Origin of the sequence: Streptomyces sp. NPDC014889 (assembly GCF_043081205.1) — a bacterium.
In the GTDB taxonomy this organism is placed as follows: Bacteria; Actinomycetota; Actinomycetes; order Streptomycetales; family Streptomycetaceae; genus Streptomyces.
The window spans coordinates 1-18,152 of the sequence record NZ_JBIBWH010000034.1; the positions used below are offsets into that span (position 1 = coordinate 1).

Sequence of the window (18,152 nt, forward strand, 5' to 3'; positions counted from 1 at the left end):
GTCAGGGGCAGACAGAAGCATCCCCAGCGCGCGCCACGGGATTTACCACGCCCCCGGCGCGCACCGAAGGTGCGCTGGATCGCTGACCTGCGGTTTCCGTCTGGGAGATCGGCGGCGAGGCCGAGGTACCGGCCGTCCTCGACGCCCTGCTGCAGGCCATGGCCCACAACTCCGCGACGGCGAACCACGTCGTGGCCTGCCTGGACCGCATGGGCCCCCCTCGCGGCACCGGCCCTGCCCCTGCTCCGCGAGCAACTGGCCCTGCCCCGGCGCGGCGGCAGGTTCGAGAGCGTCGACCTCGACGAGGAACTCCAGCGGGTCGGCCGTACCCTCATCGCCCGGCTCGATCCTCCAGCGCCCGGAGCGCTCACTCCGCGAACAGCCTGAGACTGGGCCACCCCTCGGCCACCGGCCCCGACCGTCACCGAGCTCGGCGGCTTCAGAGCCATTCCCGAGCCCGCCCGCCGGCCGCGCCGCATCCAGCCCGTGGCCGCCCAAGGCATCGAGAAGCGTGGGCCAGGATTTGCGCAACCCCGGGCGGCCCGCTCACCGAGGCAGGCACCAGCGTTCCCAGCTCGGGCCGTAACCGGACCGGTGTGCGCGCCGACGGGGTCCTCCAGGCGCCGGAGGCCGGGCTGTCGGTGCTGATGGTGGAGGTCGACAACTGCACCGAGACGGCCGACGTCCTGGCGGTGTGGCGCACCCTCTACCCGCCCACCGGCCGCGAGGGCTACCCGCCCGTCACCGTGGTCTTCAACCCTGGCACCCGGCTCGGGGCTGCCGGGCTGAAGAACCGCATGAACCAGGTCATGGAACTCACCCGCGTCATCTGGTCCGGCAGTTACCAGGGCATGGACTCGGTCGGGCAGGCCCGCCAGGACGGCTACTACGACTACGCCGACGCCATCCCGGTCCGGTTCACCACGCTGGAACGCCTGAAGGCCGGCGGCCCGCGCGGCGCGGTGTGGTGGCGGTGCGGGCATGGCCAGTGGGAAGACCTGCCCACCGCGCTGGCCAACCCCAACGACGTCGACGCCTGGCACGCACGCGACGGAGAACGCCGACTGCGCCGCGAAGAACAGCGTCACAGGGAGCGCGAGGAAGCGCGTCAGACGGCCGCCTGGGGCCAGCAGTCACCAGGACCGGTCCGTACCGGGGACGAACGCCCAGGCCCGGTGCAGCCGACCGACCCGCCGACGCTGTGCGAGCGCTGCGGTCAGCTTGTCACCGGCCCGCCCGGCGAGTGCTACGGCGATGCCGTCCCGCCCGAGGACGGACGCCACTGCCCCACCTGCCGCACGGACCTTGCCCAGCAGCCCCCAGGACTCCTCAAAGCCCTCTTCGGTCGCCGCACCTGAGTGCTCTGGCTCGTTCACGAGAATGGGCTCTGGCCCACTTCTTGTGGTCGCGTACGCAGCGTGAGTGTCGGTCTTCGTGTGACGGGAGTTGAGGTCGCCCGAAAATCGTCCGGCTGGATGGTGGTGGTCGACAGTGCTGGGCCGTGAACGAAGTACGGCCGCAGCTGGATGAGCTGCTGTTCTCCTCGGTGGAAGGCTTGTCCGTGGAGTCGGTCGACGTGGCTGGCACGGTTGTCCAGGTGAAGGCCCGGAGCACGGCCAGGCGGGCGGCCTGTCCGGGCTGCGGGTGCTGGTCGAGGCGAATACAGGGTTCCTATCTGCGGTTTCCTCGTGATCCGCCGACGGCGGGCAAGTTCGTTGTGGTGTCGTTACGGGTGTGTCGGTTCGTCTGTGCGGAGAGCTCCTGTCCTCGCAAGACCTTCGCCGAGCAGGTTCCGGGTCTCACCGGCCGGTTCGGCCGGCAGACCGAGCGACTGCGATCCACGTTCAGATTCCGCCGGCACGACCGGACCGTAACCAGCACCAAGGTCCGCCCAACGATCTTTCCGTGATCCTCGCGCTAGCCGACCATGATCGTTCTCACCGGGATCCTGTACCTCAACTACTCAGATCCGGCCCCGCCCAGATGGGCGGGGCCTGTTCCATGGCGGCCGCCGTCATCGCACCGCCGCCCGGTAGACTCCACCGCGTCAAACCGTGTCACAGTATGCCGCTGGGGCCCCTGCCACGGCAGCCGCTTCCGCTTTGCCGACGGCTCGGTGATCTGCGGCCCGGCCGCTGCCCGCCAAGCGGATCAAGGCGGAGGGAAATTCCATCCGTCTGACGTGAGGATCCGCGTACGCTCCCGGGCATGCAGCCCGAGGACCTGGTACGCGACCACACGATCTACGCGTGCGTCATGGGGTCGCGGGCCTTCGGGCTGGCGACGGACGACAGCGACACCGACCGCCGGGGTGTCTTCCTCGCCCCCACCGCCCTGTTCTGGCGCTTCGAGAAGCCACCCACGCACGTGGACGGCCCGCTGCCCGAACAGTTCAGCTGGGAGCTGGAACGCTTCTGCGAACTGGCCCTGCGCGCCAACCCGAACATCCTGGAGTGCCTGCACTCACCACTGGTGGAGCACGTGGACGGCACCGGCCGCGAGCTGCTGCACCTGCGCGGCGCCTTCCTCTCCCGGCAGGTCTGCGACACCTTCACCCGCTACGCCCTCGGCCAGCGCCGCAAACTCGACGCCGACGTCCGTACGACGGGCTCCCCGCGCTGGAAGCATGCGATGCACTTGCTCCGCCTGCTGATGAGCGCCCGCGACCTGCTGCGTACGGGCGAGCTGCGCATCGACGTCGGCGACCAGCGGGAGCCCCTGCTCGCGGTGAAGCGGGGCGAGGTCTCCTGGGCGCGGATCGAGGCCCGCATGGCCCGGCTTGCAGCCGAGACCGAGGAGGCCCTGCGGCACACCCCGCTCCCGCCGGAACCGGACCACGCACGCGTGGCCGACTTCCTGTTCCGGGCGCGCCGTGCCTCAGCCGGTCAGCCGGACACGCACTACGAAGTCGTGCAGGGCGTCGTGCGCGGTGGGCGCTTCGGGCAGGGCTGAGCCGGCCTGCGCCTCGTCGAGCACGGCATGCAGCCGCTCCACGTCGGCCTCCACACGCGCGTGGTCGACGGCGGCCGTGCCGTGTTCGCGTTCCGCCTTGGTGGCCATCAGCTCGGGCAGATGGCCGGGCGCGTCCAGCTCGCCGATGAGGGTGGGCAGGTGAGCCTGTACCTCGCCGCTGCGCATGAGATGGATGCCGGTGAGCAGTACGCGGAAGGTGTACAGCAGCGGCTTGAGTTCGCCGGTCTTCTCGAACAGCCGCCACTGGGTCCCCGCGAACCCGCGGTAGTGGTGGGTGTGGTGGCTGGTGAGGACGCCTGGCACGAACGCGGTCAGTTCCCGGTGGGCGTCGGTGGTGTGCGCGACCAGCGGTGAGAGCAGTTGCTCCAGCACGTAGCCGTTGCGCCGCACCCGCCAGGTCGCCGTCGAGGAGGTGGACGCCGCCCTGGCGGGAGGCCCAGAGCACGTCTGCGCGGCTGAAGCCGCCAAGATGGACGACGGCACGGGTCAGGCGGTCGATGCCGGCTTGGGTGTGGCGCTTTCCCTCGGCGCGCTTGCGGTCGTAAAACCGGCGCGATTCCTCACACTTGCGGATGCTGAACAGCGCGGAGATGTAGAAGACTCGTTGGAGTCTGCGGTTGGGACGTCCGCGCCAGCGTGGACGACCCGGGGGACGTGCGCGCCATCGACGTGACCATCGATCGGGCGTAGGGACCAGCGCAGGAAGCCGCGTGAACGTTCACCGCCGGGGCGTTCTCAAGTTCCCCGGCAGAGCCGCTCACCGGCTGTGAATGCCCTCTCTAACGTCCCCCGCAGGCCGAGGCTCTGTCCTTCCTGGTACGCCCGCTTGTACTCGCTCTCACCCAGCAGTCTGCGCGCGCTCTGGAGTCCGCGCTCACGATGAGCGGTCAAGAGCGCGAAACCGAAGAGGCGAGGAGCGCCGGACGGATGCCACACACGGTCCACCGCTCCCAGTGCGACTGCCGCTGAGCGCGGGTCGCCACAGGAGGAGAGCACCCAGGCTAGGGTCTCGCTGAGGGCCGCTTCTCCCAAGTGCTCGTCGATCTCTCTCATGTGCCGGAGAGCGCGCTTGAGGGGCTCCAGTGCAAGCTCGGGCCGCCCCGCCTCGCTGTGGTTGACAGCTCGGGCCCACAAGAGATAGCACCGATGCCACACCTCGCCCCGGGCCTCGGACATCTTCAGCGCCTGTTCGAGCAAGGCGGTGGAGCGGGCGTGATCGCCCTGCATCACGGCGGCGAAGCCGAGCTGAGCGACGCACTGTTCCCGAGTCAACAGTGCGTCGGACCACTGGCCGGTCGCCAGAGAGGCCTCTGTGTACTTCACGGCGGTCTCCGTTTCTCCGGCAAACAGCGCCGGAAGAGCGCGCAACTGCAGGAATGCTGCCGTGAGTTCCTCGGGGGTTGACTGGTCCGCCAAGCCGCTCGCCACGGTGCCGGACCCGGTGCCGTTCGCGGCAGGCATGTCGGCCAATGCCCCTTCACCCCGGGTGATCACCTCCTGGGCGCTGTCGTAGTCTCCCTGGAGAAGCAACAGGAACCCAGCCACCCACACAGCCTGGCACCAGAGGACGGTGGTCTCGGGGGAGGGAGGTCGAGGGTGCCGTTCGAGAATCCTTCGCATCCACCCCGCGCCCTCGCCCACATTGGCCGAAGTCAGACAGTGCAGCCAGAAGCCGAGACACGCGTGTAGCAAGGTCTCCGCAGGTTCACCGGGCGGCGGAGGCGAGGTGACGATCTGCCGTAGGTTCGCGTGCTCCACGCGCAACCGGCGTAGCCACGATGCCTGTGCGGCATCCGCCCTGAGGCCATACCCAACATCATCGGCCTGTCCCCGGCCGTCACCCACACCATCGACCACCACGCCCGGGGGGCTCTGGAAGGCGCCTACCCCCGCCATGACAACCGGGAGTGATCACCCGCAATGACCACCATCGACAACCTCCTCTCCCAGTCCCTGCTCCTGCAGGACCCCGTCCCCTCCGACCTTGTCCCCTACGAGGACACCGCCTACCCGGCCCTGCCCACGGACGGCACACCGCTGTGGGGCAGCTGCGAACCGGGCCCGATCGACGACACCGCGGCGCGGCACCTCCACGCCCTGTGCGAGGCGGCCGTTGCCCGCTGCAACGCTGAACAGTTGGTCGACTTCGTGACCGACCAGCTGCCCGGCCCCCGGGCTGCCTGGGTCCTCGGCTGAGTCCTGCGACTTGCAGATGCCCAGGACGGCGCCCGCTTCTGGTGGCAGTACGCCGCAGGTGCCGGAGACAGCGCCGCCTCCTACTGCCTCTACCTGCACCATCTCGCCGATGGCGACACATAGGCAGCCGCCTTCTGGCGTGGCCAGGCCGGTTCGCCGCACGACACCGGGGACTCCGGTCCCGACATCGAGCAGGAGTCTGCGGACATCCTGAGCGTCGACACCAGCCTCCCGACCATCCTGCGTATCCTCAGTCGGCTCGCTGTCGCCTCTCCGCGCGAGCACACCGAAACCGCCGCCGAAGTCATCCGCTTCGTCGCCGCGGCAGTCGCCATTGGATACAGCCGCAACCCGGACTACGAAATCCCCCTTCCAGGGCCGGGCTTCGCCGAACAACTCGAGGTCATCATCGAGGCCGCCCTCCCGCGCTCCCGGCAGACCGCTTCCCACAGCGGGCCCCCAGCCCGTGACCTGCCCAACCGTCACTCGTTGCAACGCGCCGCCACCAATCTCCACCCCGAGGAGACCACACAGGATCCAGAGAATTTACTCGTGGAAGTCACATCTTCCGACGGAAAGTCCGATTCCGTCGGGAAGTCCGACTCCGTCTTCTTCAAGGAAGCTGCCACTGCCTCTGCTGGAAGCCGCCGCGGCCTACTACGCGACCCAGCACAGCCGATGAGCGTTTGCGGTACTACCTGGACCGCCTTCCGCACCCCAGCAAGAACGCAACAGCCCACACCCGCGCCACCCAGCCATCCTGAACGAGCACCCTCTGCGGAATACGAGACCGTCAGGTGCTGGCCGTTGGGGTAGACGACCAGAACGACGCGACGTGCCGACAGCGGAGGGAACCCTGCCGGAAAGAACCGCGATCTTTTCGCCGGGCGCCCCGGCCTTCCTCCTGATGTACAGGAGTCGCCGAGCCGGGGTGCCCGACCATGCGCTGGAGGGCCTCCTCGCATGTCTGCACCCATCCCCACGCATCGAACGGGCACGGTACGCAATCCGTACGGTAAAAGTACGCAATTAGTACGGTCCATGGGGTAGAATCTGGACCAGGAGGTGTTCCATGTCCGAGTTGTTCGACGCGGTCGACGCCCTGGTCGCGTCCCGCTCTTCGCTGCCGCCGGCGGAGGAGCGCAAGCGGCTGCGGGTCGCGCACGGTCTGACTCTGGACGAAGTCGCCGCTGCACTGAAGGTCCGCCGGGCCACGGTGTCCGGCTGGGAGTCGGCCAAGAAGCCGACCGAGCCGCGCGGCCCGGAGCGCGAGGCGTACGCGCGGCTGCTGAAGCAGCTGGCGGAGCTCTACCCCACGCCGGAGGAGCCGGCCGCCCCGGTGGCCGCCACGTTCACCGGTTCACCCGCCCCGCAGGAAGCGCAGACGTTGTCCACAGGCCAGGCCCCCGAAGCTGCGGCCATGACTGAAACCGAGAACACTCAGCCCCCTGCCGCTACTCCGGCCACCGCACCGCGCCCGGCGACGTCGCGCCGTCCGGGCGCGCGGAAGGCGGCCCCGACTGGCGCCCCGGCGGGTGGCGCCGACCCGCGGTTCGAGAACGGCCCGCTGGCGGTCGTCGACGTCGCGGACGGGCAGGTGCTGGCGTACTGCGTGGGCGGCCTCGTCCTGGACGTGCCCGCCAAGTCAATCCCAGCCCTCATGGATTGGACGCTGCGCGAGGCGAAGCTCGGTCAGCCGAAGCTGTCCGGTTCCGGAAAGGACGCCGACCCGCTGCTCGTGCTCACCAAGTCCGCCCTGGAGCGCTACGGCCTGCCCGTCGCCCTCACCGACGAGGAACGGCTCGCCGGGCGAATCCCGGAGGGGCACAAGGTCGTCAAGTAGCTGGCACGCGCCGACTGGAAGCTGACGAAGCGCGGGTTCGGGCCGTGGGCGCGTATCTACCGCCCCGCGCAGGGCTCGGAGCGAGCCTGCGTGCAACTGTGCATCCCGTCGTGGCACGCGCTGGACTCCCGGCACTGGGGTACGGCCGGGCAACTCCCGCCCGCCGAACTCGCCCGCGTTCTGGGCGTGTACGCCTCCCGCGTAATGACGCCGCGCGGGTCCACGGCCGTGACTGGCCTGGAGCTGATGACCGCGCTGCACCCGCCGACCCGCGCCTCCGAGCCAGGCGCCGACGGCAAGCGGCACTCCGAGCACAACCCCGGCTCGCTGGGCAAGGACCCGGTGGATCCGGCCCCGTGTGAGGCCCCCGACGGCCACCCGGTCCTCAAGGACCTGCCGCGCTTCCATGTCCGCGGCCCGGCGGAGAAGCTGTTCGAGGAGGCGTACGACTGGGCGCGGCCGATGACCGATGCCGAGTGCACGCTGCGGCACTTGGTCGGCATCGACGTGAACATGGCCTTCGCCGCCGGCGCGAACGGCTTGGTCGTCGGTCTCGGCGCGCCGACGTACGTCAAGGCCCCGATGTTCGACCCGAAGTTGCCCGGCTCCTGGCTGGTCGACCTCTCCCATGTGGACCTGTCCCGGGTGAAGGTCGGCAAGGACAAGTGGGTGGACCTGGATGCGGAGTTGCTACCCAGCCCGTTCACTCCGACGGGCGAGCGCCCGCAGGGACCGGCCTGGTACGCGACGCCCACCGTCGCGTACGCAGTGGAGCTCGGCTACGACGTGCGGCCGATGGAGGCGTACGTCCGCCGCGAGAACGGCCGCTACCTGGACGGCTGGTACAACCGGCTGCGCGACGCCTACCTCGCCACGATGGCCGACCTCGGCGTCGACGCCAACCTCGCGGCGGCCGACTTCCTGACGGCGATGGACGGCTACAAGGGCCGTGACCCGGAACTGGCGATCGTCGTCTCGGCGATCAAGGCCACCGTGAAGGGCGGTCTGGGCAAGCTGCGCGAGCGCCCGCGCGGGGAGGGCTGGCGGCCGGGCGACCCGTGGCGCGCCCTGTCCCGCGCCACCTGGCGGCCGGACATCCGCGCGGCGGTCATCTCCCGCACCCGGATCAACCTGCACCGCAAGATCGTCAAGCATGCGGCGTTCACCGGCCAGTACCCGGTGGCGATCCTGTCCGACTGCGTCGTATACGCGGCCAACGGCACCTCACCGCTGGACTTCCTGCCCTACCGGGACGGCAAGCCGCTGCCCGGCGGGTTCAAGCTCGGCGTCAACCCCGGCCTGGTCAAGCACGAGGGCACCCAGTCCGTCTTGTGGGGTGAAGAGGTCCGCGAGCGGTTCAACGCCCCCGAGCTCAACCTCGCCCGGTACATCAAGGACGGCACCGTCACCGACGTCGACAACGGAGAGTAGGAGTAGGCGATGACCCTGTTCGGGGACGGCCTGGACACCGCGGTGCAAAAAGCCTTCACCCGCCCGGCACCCAAGAGCGCGCCCGCGCAGATGCGCTACCTGGTCAGGCAGCTCAAGAGCACCAAGGCGGTCGCCCAGATGCTGCGGATCTCCCAGCGCACCGTGGAACGGTACGTGAAGGACCAGATCAAAAAGCCCCGCCCGGACCTCGCCGCGCGCCTGGAGCGCGAGGTGAAGAGGCGGTGGCAGCCGCAGATCCGGGCCAAGGCCCGCCAGCAGGCGGCGACCACCGGCGGCATCGTCATCGACACCCGGGCGCGCATCGGCTACACCGCGCCGATCGGCTCCACCGACGAAGACCGCCTCCGCCATCTCACCGTGGCACTGCCGCCCCGCTACGCCGCTCGGCTCTTTGAGGCCCAGGAGCAGGGCGCTACTGAGCAGCAACTGCACGAGATCGCCGCCGAAGGACTCAAGGAGGTCTACTTCCAGGACAACGGCCGCCGCGCCGGCCAGCTCGAGGAGGTCCGCTTCACCGACATCGAGCACCTGGAGTTCGACCTGTAGCAGTCGCGCCCGAACAGCCGTGAGGCCCGGATGTGACTGATTCCCAGGTCGGTGGGCCCGAGTTCGTGTTCGTACATGGAGTGGAGCACCCAGGCAGCGTCGGGCAGTGCCGGCGGCATGAAGCCGGTGAGCCCGTCATCGTCGGCCAGCTCCCGCAGCCAATCAGTCTCCCCAGCCGCGGCCAGCGGCCACCGAGCGGTCGCCAGAGCAGCGGATGTCTCGTTCATCCGTTCAGGATCTCACCCGCCGCAGCGGCGAGCGCCGGGATCACTTCCCGGCCTCCACCACGATCCCGGCGCCCTTGACAAACATGATTGGGAATCAGTCACAGTGCCCGGCTGAGGTCTCTGCCGAAGCTGGGACGGTTCGGTGAGCCGATGTGGTCGTTGGCGGTGGCCCATCTGTGGTGGAAGGCGACGGGGATGTTCAGGGCGAGGAAGTTCTTCCCGTCTGCGGTGTGGGCGCGCAGGTGGATCTGATATCTGGCGACGGGCACTGCTGGGGGGATCTGCAGGTCCCAGGTCTGTTTCCACGGTCCGGCGGGCGGGTGGACGTCACCCGACAGGCGTGTGCCCATGCTTGCCAGCAGATCGGGCAGTATGTATCTTTTGTCCAGTATTTTCAGCGGGCCGATCTTCATGATCACCCTGCAGGTGACCTGGGTCAGGTCGACCGACTCTTTGAGGTAGCTGTCCATTTCCCAGCGGACTTGGTGTCCAAGGCGCGGCCATGCGGGGGTGAACGTGATGTCGAGGATGTCCATGACGTAGTTGTCGTCGCTCGCGTCCTCCACCAGGCGATTGCTCATATCGATCATCCCGTGGTGTCGTGGGTCGGGGAAAGGTGCCCTGGGGTTGCGTGGCTTGCCGCTTCGCCGTGGGCCTGTGTGCTCGCTGCTACGGGCCGGGCCGAGGGAAGCTGCACGGATGTGCGGCTTACGCTTTCGTCACCCGTTCGGGCTCACCCGACCGCCTCGAAGGAGGCCGGTGGCCGCTGTCCGGGAATGACGCCAACTGAAGTTGTTCCGGCGGGAATCGGCCTTGAGGTGAGCCGGTGAAGCGGGAGGTCGCCTGCACGGGCAGCCTCGCAGCGCCTTCTGGCCGGTTTTAGCATGAGATGGCAGGCGCGTGGACCGTCGGGCAGTGGTCGTGCGGGCACCACGAGCCGGATGCCCCTGAGGTCTGAGACCAGAACCCCGGCCCGATTACGGCGGGCCGGGGTTCTTTTGTCATGCGCATCATCCAGCGGGCTTAGAAGTCGAAGTCGTCCTTGTGGTGACGCTCGATGACCCGGAAGCTGGCGACCACTCCGTCCTCGACGTACACGCCGTCGACCTTCCCGGGCTTCACGCCGTTGGCCTCGCTGTGGGGGCCGACGGTGGCGATGGGGGCGCCGTTGTCGCAGGTTGCTCCGCGGAAGACCTCGACGGTCCGCTTGCTGTTGTTGCGGATGTTGAGGCTCTTGGAGCCCAGGCCGCTGACCACGGTGATGCAGCCGTCGGGGTGGGCGGAGTACGACCGCTCGTTGATGTGGATCCTGCCGATCTCGCGGTGGCCGCGCTCGCCGCCGCGCTCGTTGCCGCCGCCACGGCCGCCGCGCTCGTTGCCGCCGCCGCGGCCGCCGTGCTCGTTGCCCTCGCTGCCCTTACCTCCTCCGGACCCGCCGTCCATCGGCGCGTGGGCCGGAGCGGGTGCCTGCTGGACGACGGCCGGGGCCGTTTGGGCCACCGGCGCGGGGGCGGCCGTCGCGTAGGTGATGCCGGTCGCGACGAGTGCTGAGGCGGCGGCGACGGCCGCGGTGACGGCGTTGGCACGGGTCATGATCATGTCGCTTTTGCTCCTGTCTCACAGAGGCCGGCTTTGGCTGCCGGCATGTGATTGAACGTAATGACAGCCCCAGAAGCTGTCATTTCGGGAATATCGCCGTGGGTTGGTGCTGGGAGCCGAACGGGGTATCCGAACCCACCCGCATGTCCGGTTCCCGGGTCGCTGACGACACGTCAAACTTGCGTAAATGCTGGGAGGACTCGTGATCGACTAGGCCTTCAAGGTGATCTCTAACGCCTGCTCACCCATGCGGCAGCGAGTCGCCTGGAAATCTGGGCGCGAGAGGGCCCGGACAGACGGGGACAGGCGGGTCAGGGACCGGATCACGGCCACCCTGCGGGGCCAGGGCCTTGTGCCCGTGCCGTCCGCCCGTCCAGCGTGGAACCGGCCACCGTCCTGCGGTCAGCAGGTGAGGACCCGAAGCCGTCCCATGACGGGCTCTCACCCCATCGGCGCACTGGTCAATTCACGCCAGATCCGTTCAACAAACGCTATCGGCGCAAGCACGCTGCTACCCAGCTGACGAGGACGTCAGTTCCGAACAGCCGAGGCGGCTGCCGGCGGCGGCTGGTACCCACCACTGGCTGGTCGCACGGTGCTGCACATCAAGGTGCCCCCGCCTCGTCCACGGTCGTCACTGCCGAAAGCAGTCCCTGATGGCCAGGACATCGGCCGGCGCGTGCGCCCAGATCCGGCCTCGGTGACCTTCTCGTTGAGGGCTTGGGCCTCCTGGGCGAACGTTCGAACAAGCTGGGCGCTCACTGCCTCGCCGGGGACGGCGGTGTGCCGCCGCTCGGCCGACTCCACGACCTTCTTCGCCGGCCCCGGACTGCGGACGCCGCGGCACGCCGCACCGTGTGGGTGGCCAGATCCGCGCACGGGGCGGCCAGCCGGTCGTGTGGCCAGGACCGGACGCAGCCGGCGTCTCGGCACCTGGAACGTCCGAAGGTATACAGCCCATGCCGGGGCGCGGGGTCACGTCCGCTGGAGTGGTGTATCGACGGCCACTCGATGATCTCGTGTTGAGGCTATGCGGTCAGTTCGGTGGGCAGAACGCTGTCGTCGGGGTAGTTGCGCCACTGCCAGTACGACCGCAACGCCTTCGCTTCCATCCCGTAGCGGCTGGCGATGCGGCAGATCAGCGACGAGGTCGTCTCCCCCTGCAGGGGAGCTGTCCGCAGGAGGCGGGGGGGATGGGTCACTCCACCACGGTCTCGTGTTCGCGGATCCGGGCGGGCGTTTTCGCAGGAGTCGGCCCGTCCTCGGCCCGTCGGCGGCCTACTTCCCCAGGCCATGGGTCTCCCATTCCTGGAGCCTGCAGGCGTCGGTGTGGCGGGGGATCGGCCCGTTCGAGCGCATCGTGATGATCCGATCGCACTAAGCTACGCCTGTGGTAGTTGGCGAAGATGCTCAGGTGAAGGGCTTCTCGGGGGCCCGCAGAGCCAAGCAGTGGCTCGAGGGCACGATGCGCATCTTCGGCGCGTACGCGAACACGGACTCGGAGTCCTGCGGTCGCAGGCTGACTCTGCCGTGGCCGTACGGAGGCCGGACGTTCTCCTTCGATCTGGGGGGCGCCATGCGCGGCGACCCTTACCAGAACGACATGTTCTGCGCGGAGGTCAAGAACTACGCGCAACCCAGCGATCAGGGAACGCAGTTCGACGAGTTCCTCGCCAAGTGCTACGTAGCCGCTCAGGCCCAGCACCACCTCAGCGATCACTTCATGTGGATCACCTGGGCACCCTTCCGCGCGAACTCCTGGTCCACCCTCAACTCACCCGGCCAGGTGGAAGCGGCGGTCCTTCAGCACAGCAGCCGCGTTTTCGGCACCAGCGACACCGAGGAAGCCCGAAAACTCCTGGACGCTGAACTCGCCCAGTCGGTCGCCGCACGCCTGTGGCTGATTGTGCTCTCGGACAAGCAGGAGACCCTCCTGCCACTCAAGGACTGGGCAGCCATCGTCGCCGCCGAACTCACCCGCAGAGAGGGCTCGTGGTGAACATCGTCGAACAGTCGATCTCCCAGGCCATGGACGAGCCCGACGACCGGATGATGTTCACTCGGGTCAAGGACATCGTCGCCCGGCACCTGCGCCGCATGGACCCCGGCGCCACCATCACCAAGACCGAGTTCTTCAACCACACCCATGTCCCCGACATGGTCCTCGAATGGCCCGGCAGACCCCGCACACCGCGGAGGTTCATCTATCTGCGCACTACATCGGACCAGCGCGAACTCGAGGATGACCTCCATCGCCTTCCCCGTACGGACCGGCCGGTGCTTCTCGCTCTCGGTCAACTGCCCACTGCCCGGCAACAGGGAGATCTTCCCCCGCTTCCCGGCAGCAGCACCGCGCTGCTCCTCGACGCTTCCGCGCTCGGCGCACTCCAGCCGGCCGACGACTCTCCCGGCATTCCTCATCTGGTGTCCCGCTCCGTTCTCGAAGGCGGCCGCGGCACCCTCGACAAAGTGGCGACCGAGGAGTTTCTGAACACGGTCGTTCAGGGGGCAGAGGCCGCTCGTGCGGGAGAACGCGTTCCCACCCGCGACGCCGTCGACGCCCTCACCGCACGGATGACCACCGACGTCGCCGACCGAATGTCAGCCTTCCTTGCCGCGCTCTGGCAGGGCGGCGGATCCACGCTCGCCAGCTTTCCCGCACCCCAGCGAGGCGTCGGCCATCTCGACGAGACGGCCCTGATGTACCTGCTGGAATCTGCGGACATCGCCGACGCCGCGTTCTGGGACCGGGTCGTCCGCATGATCAGCCTTCCCATCCTGCTGCGCACCCCGGCCGCCGGCACCGGCAACCTTCAGCACCTGATGCGTGAGGCGATCCGGCTCTGGACCAGCCGCGTCTGCATGATCGTGCCCGGCGCGGCAGACGCGGACATCAGCCCGTGGCGCTGGGCGGTGAAGGCCGGCCAGCTGATCCTGCAGACCCCGCGTTTCCATGTGCTGGTTGCCCAGTCCCGGCGCCAGCTCCCGCAGGGACAGGAGCACGATCTGCCCCACCTCGACGAGGTGAGGAACAGGGCCGACCGCTTCGGCATCCCGTTGACCTCTCTTCGCATGGTCGTGACGGACCGCCACGTCGGATACGGCGGCCCCGGCGACGACATCTCCCACGACGCTCAACTCGACGGAATCAGTGACGCGCTGGGACAGGCCGAGGGAGTCATCGAGGCCGATGCCCGCATCCCCTCCGGCGAGACTCTCCAGTGCCTGTTCGGCACCGGAATCGCCAGCGCCCGCGGCGCACGTACCCAAGTACCGTTGGACGCCCTCCTCGGTACAACGACGCGCCTGCTCTCCGATCTCTCAAATGATGAAGCCGAGAAGATCACCCAGCTCCTCGGTGCCCAAGGTCCACCCCCCGACCAGCCATGGAGTCAGCCCAGCTTCGACGACGTATAGGACTTGCGCGAGACCGCCGGCAGCGCTGTGGGCGCTGACAGAACCCGGTGAGGGCAGGCAACGGCACCGAAGCTCCTCCAAGAAGCTGACCGTCAGACACGACGCGAGGCCACCTCACCAAGGGAACGACGCCGGTGAAGCTGCTGCCGTCGCAGATGGCGGCGCTGAGAGTGTTCGTGGGCCTGGCGGCCCAACTGGCGGCGCCGTCGGGGGCTTGCCGAGCTGGTCCGCACGGCCGTCCACGACCGCAGTGCCGGCTGGTGTGAGTGGGCGTGTTGGTGGCAGCGGTTGTGCGTCAGCCGTGTTCAGTTGTTGATTGCCTGGTTATGCGCTGTGGGCGCGGGTTGATCTGCTGTCATGAGGTGACCAAGCGGCTGCCATTTAGCGGCTGCGGCTGGGCGGGTTGGCTGTTGTGGGGGTGGCTGTTCCTGCCGGGGTTCGTCGGAGGCCAGTGCTGTCGGCATACCGCGACGGAGATCTGTCCAGACGCTTCGGGACGAAGCCGAGGGCCGCAGGAAGGCGCACAAGCCTGGCCCGCGGATCTGCTGCTCACCGACGGGTGCGGCTCCGTGTAGTGCGTTCAGATGTGACGTCGGCCTGATCGTCGGCGCTGGTGCCGTTGGAGGAGCTCCCGGCGAGATTGTCCCTACCGCTTCCGCTTGTGCCGTGCTGCGTTCCTCGTGCCGCTCTGCGGCCGCTTGGCGTTCGGGTGGATCGAGCGATGAAGCTCTGAGGGTGGCCGCAAGGACGACAAGCTGGCCGTCAGCGCAGCATTAAGCGGCCCGGTGTGCCCTTCGTAACAAATGTCGAGGAGCTCGCGGGTCGGTTGGTCGTAGAGGAAGACGACGCCTCTGGGCAGACCGAGCTGGTGCTTCTTGGCCCGGAGGTAGTCGCGGAGCCTCCTGTCGGTCTCGTCGGGGTCGGCTCCAGCCGGGCGGGTGGCCCACACGAACAGCCAGCCCTCTGCCGGGTCGACGCTGGCCGTGAGCGGCACGGCCAGGCTACGGCCCTTGGGGCTCGGGTTGTCGAGGAGTTCATCGCCGTGGCGGGCGAACTTGTGCTGCACGTCGGTTGCTCCAGACAGCAGCGTCGCGCCGATGCTCAGCCATCCGGTGACATTGCGGGACTGCAGCTCGTCGATCAACGGCGCAAGCGGCGATGGCACCATTGCCGGCTTGGGCGCCTGTATTGAACGCGCGCCGCCGCGCCCTCGGGTGTGGAACCACTGGTCCAGCGCATCGGTTCGGCTGGTCAGGAACGCTGGCTTTCGTGCTCGGTAACGGCGCAGTTCGGCTGTGGCCGGCTCGGGCAGGAAGGGGAAGGCCGCACGCACCTGCATTGGGTCGGGTTCTACCCAAAGGCCTGCCTCGAAAAAGTATAGGAACAGATCCATTTCGTCGGGCGCACTGAACATCACCGTGACGTCGGGGTTGCGGCTGCCGGCAGGTCGGGGACGTCCGCGCTGTTGTCGCCGCGCGCGGCCCGGGCCTCGTTCACGGACTGCCGCAGTGCGGCCATGAGGTCCACCGGCTGACCCGGCCGGGCTGCCGGATGCGGAGCTTGCGGCAGCCGGCGGTGTTCCTGCTTGGCTTCGACGACCTTGCGCAGGGCTTGGGTGTAGTGGTCGGTGAACTTCGGGCCTTCGACGCTGTCGCGGGACATGATCTCAACCAGGGTCATGGCCTCGTCGATCTCGCCCGGTTCCAGATGAACGGGGCCGGGGGCCACCGGGGCGGGGTCACGGATCTCGTCGGGCCACAGCAGCGTGTGCAGCGCGATCACGTCCCCGCGGACCCTCAGAAGACCGAGGCGTTCACGGCCGTGCCAGGCGTAGCGGGCGACGGCCACGTTCGCGGCGCGCTGCAGGGCCTGGCGCAGCAGCACGTACGGCTTCGCGGCGACGCTGCCCTGCGGCTGGAGGTAGTAGCCGGGGCCGATCCGGATCGGGTCGACGTCGGCGGCCGGGAGGAAGCCCACCAGCTCGATCGCGCGCGCCGTGGGTAGCGGCAGCTGTCGCAGTTCTTCGTCGGTGAGCGGGATGACGCGGCCGTCGGCCATCTCGTAGCCCTGGCCGATCTCTCCGTAGGAGACTTCACGGTCCTCGAGCTCGCACCAGTAGCGGTTGCGGACCAGGCCGTTGTCGACGGTGTGGATCCGGCGGAAGTGAACGCTGTGATCCTCGGTTGCGCCCAGGACGGCGATCGGGACGCTGACCAGCCCGAACGAGATGGCACCGGTCCACACATGCGGGGGCATGACACACCTCCAGCCCCGAGCAGTATCAGCCTAGGACGCCGCCCGGCCCGGCACGAGCAAGGGCCGGCGGGAGCCCTCGGCGCTATGAGCCGAGCGTCTGGCGCACGTCCAGATAGCAGCGCAGCCGCACTCCGGGCTGCCCCGGATCCCGGATCGTACGGTCCGCCGTCGCGGTCGCCGACCGCGTGGCGAGCAGCTCCTGGACGGCGAAGGCGGTCTGGTCGTCGCATGCCGCGATCCACCAACGGCCAGTCCCAGCTCCACCACATGTGCTTCGTTGATCGGCTCCATGCACGGCACTACGCGCCGACGCCCCAAGAGGTTCTCCGATCCCGGCGGCTTCACCCGACCGAGTAAGGCCCCGGCCATCTCTACCGCCGCGGCGAAGTACCTGGCGTCGTTCCGCCCGTCGCAGCGCCTAGATGTATTGATCACGAGCGTTGTTAACGCGGGCCAGGCTTGATCACGGCGAAGGCCTCCGTGTGTGGTGGAGGTGTCGAATCTTCACCGCACGGAGGCCTTCGTGTCCCACCGTAATGCCCGGCTGACCGTTCATGGCAAGCGCCTGCTGGTTGAGCGTGTCCGCTCTGGCCGTCCCGTCGCCCACGTCGCCGCAGAGATGGGCATCTCCCGCCCCACTGCCCACAAAGGCTGCCAACAACGGAGCGGGCCGAACCGGCCCGCTCCGCCCGATCTATGCCTCTGGTTACTTGTGAATCGTCGCGCAGGCCTTGGTCCCCGGGTAATTGTGCCAATACCCACAGATCTTGCTGCCGTCCGCCGCCGAAAGCCCCCAGGTGGTTCCGACCGTCTTCTTCTCGACCCGCGCGGCACTGACGGTCTGACTCATGTAACCGCCCGAGCCGTCCGTGAAGTCGATGTGAGCGTAGTCAGTCCAGGCCCGGTTGTTGGACTGCTTGGACAGGTAGAAGCTGTCCACCTTGAGCCCGGTCCCGTTCACGGTGATGCAAACCGACCCGGACCCGTCCGTGGATCCCGCATTGCCGGTGCAGTTGGTGGCACTGAACGGAGTGACATCCACCGCGTGAGCATTCCCGCCGAACATCGTGACACCCAGGACAGCGGCGGCGAATGCGGTCAGAACCTTCTTCAATTGACTTCGCACCTCAAGTATTCGAGCGGCAAGTGACGAGTCATCTAAACAATGTCGTGTACACGGCAGCCACTCATTTCAAGCCTCGCTTTGGCCAGTTCTCCTCTTCCTGCGGCAGCTTGGACACGCGTCGCCCGCCCGTGCCAGTAACCGCGTCGTGCGTCCCGCCCGTCATGGACTCCGGATAACCGCTCCATCTTCGGAGTCCTGACTTCCACCAGGTCGCCCCCGGTTCCGTTGGCGAGAGTGCGGCCAATAGAGGCCATGAGCTGCGTTGAAATGGGTGGCACGATCGAGGACTTCGGGCATGTGGTCGCCCTGGTGGAGGAGATCGGCGAGCGCGTGACCACGTGTCGACGGCTGAATGGATGGGTCAGGCCTCGTGGCGGGGTGGCGATGTCCTGGCTCGGAGGGCGGGGTCGTTGCGCAGTCGTAGGAAGGTGAGGAGCAGGGTGAGTGCCTGCAGCAGGGCGCACGCTCCGATGAGGTTGTTCAGGTACGGGGGCGGGGTGAGGGCGAGCAGGATGCC

The 18,152-nt window shown here is 68.3% G+C and carries 15 protein-coding genes and 4 pseudogenes; 9 read left to right on the top strand and 10 right to left on the bottom strand.

Going from position 1 to position 18,152, the window contains the following annotated elements:
- Window positions 1-596: 596 nt before the first annotated feature.
- The 3 genes from ACF09J_RS35680 to ACF09J_RS35690 all read left to right on the top strand — a co-directional run bounded on the left by ACF09J_RS35680 (window position 597) and on the right by ACF09J_RS35690 (window position 2,952).
- A complete protein-coding gene (locus tag ACF09J_RS35680) occupies window positions 597-1,358 on the top strand; it encodes a hypothetical protein (protein WP_392309615.1) in 762 nt (253 codons plus the stop codon).
- 239 nt (window positions 1,359-1,597) lie between these two features.
- Window positions 1,598-1,909, top strand: a complete 312-nt coding sequence (locus tag ACF09J_RS35685; RefSeq protein WP_392309628.1) for a transposase family protein — start codon at window positions 1,598-1,600, stop codon at window positions 1,907-1,909.
- Window positions 1,910-2,208: 299 nt separating this feature from the next.
- Window positions 2,209-2,952 (top strand): DNA polymerase beta superfamily protein, encoded by a 744-nt coding sequence (locus tag ACF09J_RS35690; protein WP_392309616.1) that lies wholly within the window; start codon window positions 2,209-2,211, stop codon window positions 2,950-2,952.
- Here ACF09J_RS35690 and ACF09J_RS35695 read toward each other — a convergent pair.
- From ACF09J_RS35695 to ACF09J_RS35705, 3 genes and pseudogenes are all read right to left on the bottom strand, one after another.
- Window positions 2,878-3,363: pseudogene (locus ACF09J_RS35695) on the bottom strand (DNA polymerase beta superfamily protein); the annotation flags it as partial. The gene ACF09J_RS35690 and the pseudogene ACF09J_RS35695 sit on opposite strands and share 75 nt — an antisense overlap.
- 43 nt (window positions 3,364-3,406) lie before the next feature.
- Window positions 3,407-3,616: pseudogene (locus ACF09J_RS35700) on the bottom strand (IS110 family transposase); the annotation flags it as partial.
- 92 nt (window positions 3,617-3,708) lie between these two features.
- On the bottom strand, window positions 3,709-4,518 hold the full coding sequence (locus ACF09J_RS35705; protein ID WP_392309617.1) for a hypothetical protein: 810 nt from the start codon (window positions 4,516-4,518) through the stop codon (window positions 3,709-3,711).
- 375 nt (window positions 4,519-4,893) lie between these two features.
- On the opposite strand from ACF09J_RS35705, the gene ACF09J_RS35710 reads away from it, so the two are divergent.
- From ACF09J_RS35710 to tpg, 3 genes and pseudogenes are all read left to right on the top strand, one after another.
- Window positions 4,894-5,169, top strand: coding sequence for a hypothetical protein (locus ACF09J_RS35710; protein ID WP_392309618.1), 276 nt, complete (start codon window positions 4,894-4,896; stop codon window positions 5,167-5,169).
- 1,072 nt (window positions 5,170-6,241) lie between these two features.
- Window positions 6,242-8,443: pseudogene (gene tap / locus ACF09J_RS35715) on the top strand (telomere-associated protein Tap).
- A 9-nt stretch (window positions 8,444-8,452) separates the two neighbouring features.
- Entirely contained in the window at window positions 8,453-9,010 is a 558-nt protein-coding gene (gene tpg, locus ACF09J_RS35720) for a telomere-protecting terminal protein Tpg (RefSeq protein ID WP_392309619.1), read from the top strand.
- 325 nt (window positions 9,011-9,335) lie between these two features.
- Here the strand turns inward: tpg and ACF09J_RS35725 are convergent, their stop codons facing one another.
- The 3 genes from ACF09J_RS35725 to ACF09J_RS35735 form a co-directional block, all read right to left on the bottom strand.
- On the bottom strand, window positions 9,336-9,818 hold the full coding sequence (locus ACF09J_RS35725; protein ID WP_392309620.1) for a hypothetical protein: 483 nt from the start codon (window positions 9,816-9,818) through the stop codon (window positions 9,336-9,338).
- A gap of 442 nt (window positions 9,819-10,260) precedes the next feature.
- Complete coding sequence (locus ACF09J_RS35730; RefSeq protein ID WP_392309621.1) at window positions 10,261-10,836, bottom strand: hypothetical protein; 576 nt, start codon at window positions 10,834-10,836, stop codon at window positions 10,261-10,263.
- A 1,028-nt stretch (window positions 10,837-11,864) separates the two neighbouring features.
- Window positions 11,865-12,038 (bottom strand): hypothetical protein, encoded by a 174-nt coding sequence (locus ACF09J_RS35735; protein WP_392309622.1) that lies wholly within the window; start codon window positions 12,036-12,038, stop codon window positions 11,865-11,867.
- A gap of 212 nt (window positions 12,039-12,250) precedes the next feature.
- Between ACF09J_RS35735 and ACF09J_RS35740 the strand changes: the two genes are divergently transcribed.
- The gene (locus ACF09J_RS35740; protein WP_392309623.1) at window positions 12,251-12,835 is read left to right on the top strand and encodes a hypothetical protein; all 585 of its coding nucleotides are present in this window, start codon (window positions 12,251-12,253) and stop codon (window positions 12,833-12,835) included.
- On the top strand, window positions 12,829-14,253 hold the full coding sequence (locus tag ACF09J_RS35745; RefSeq protein ID WP_392309624.1) for a hypothetical protein: 1,425 nt from the start codon (window positions 12,829-12,831) through the stop codon (window positions 14,251-14,253). The genes ACF09J_RS35740 and ACF09J_RS35745 overlap by 7 nt, the downstream gene beginning before the upstream one ends.
- Window positions 14,254-14,899: 646 nt before the next feature.
- Here the strand turns inward: ACF09J_RS35745 and ACF09J_RS35750 are convergent.
- The 3 genes from ACF09J_RS35750 to ACF09J_RS35760 form a co-directional block, all read right to left on the bottom strand.
- A complete protein-coding gene (locus ACF09J_RS35750) occupies window positions 14,900-15,592 on the bottom strand; it encodes a hypothetical protein (protein WP_392309625.1) in 693 nt (230 codons plus the stop codon).
- A gap of 74 nt (window positions 15,593-15,666) precedes the next feature.
- Complete coding sequence (locus ACF09J_RS35755; RefSeq protein WP_392309626.1) at window positions 15,667-16,509, bottom strand: Ku protein; 843 nt, start codon at window positions 16,507-16,509, stop codon at window positions 15,667-15,669.
- A gap of 82 nt (window positions 16,510-16,591) precedes the next feature.
- On the bottom strand, window positions 16,592-16,804 hold the full coding sequence (locus ACF09J_RS35760; protein WP_392309627.1) for a DUF6207 family protein: 213 nt from the start codon (window positions 16,802-16,804) through the stop codon (window positions 16,592-16,594).
- Window positions 16,805-17,032: 228 nt separating this feature from the next.
- Between ACF09J_RS35760 and ACF09J_RS35765 the strand changes: the two are divergent.
- Window positions 17,033-17,158 (top strand): annotated as a pseudogene (locus ACF09J_RS35765) (IS481 family transposase); the annotation flags it as partial.
- A gap of 57 nt (window positions 17,159-17,215) precedes the next feature.
- Here ACF09J_RS35765 and ACF09J_RS35770 read toward each other — a convergent pair.
- Window positions 17,216-17,623: a hypothetical protein gene (locus tag ACF09J_RS35770; RefSeq protein ID WP_392309629.1), complete on the bottom strand. Its 408-nt coding sequence runs from the start codon at window positions 17,621-17,623 to the stop codon at window positions 17,216-17,218.
- Window positions 17,624-18,152: the final 529 nt, after the last annotated feature.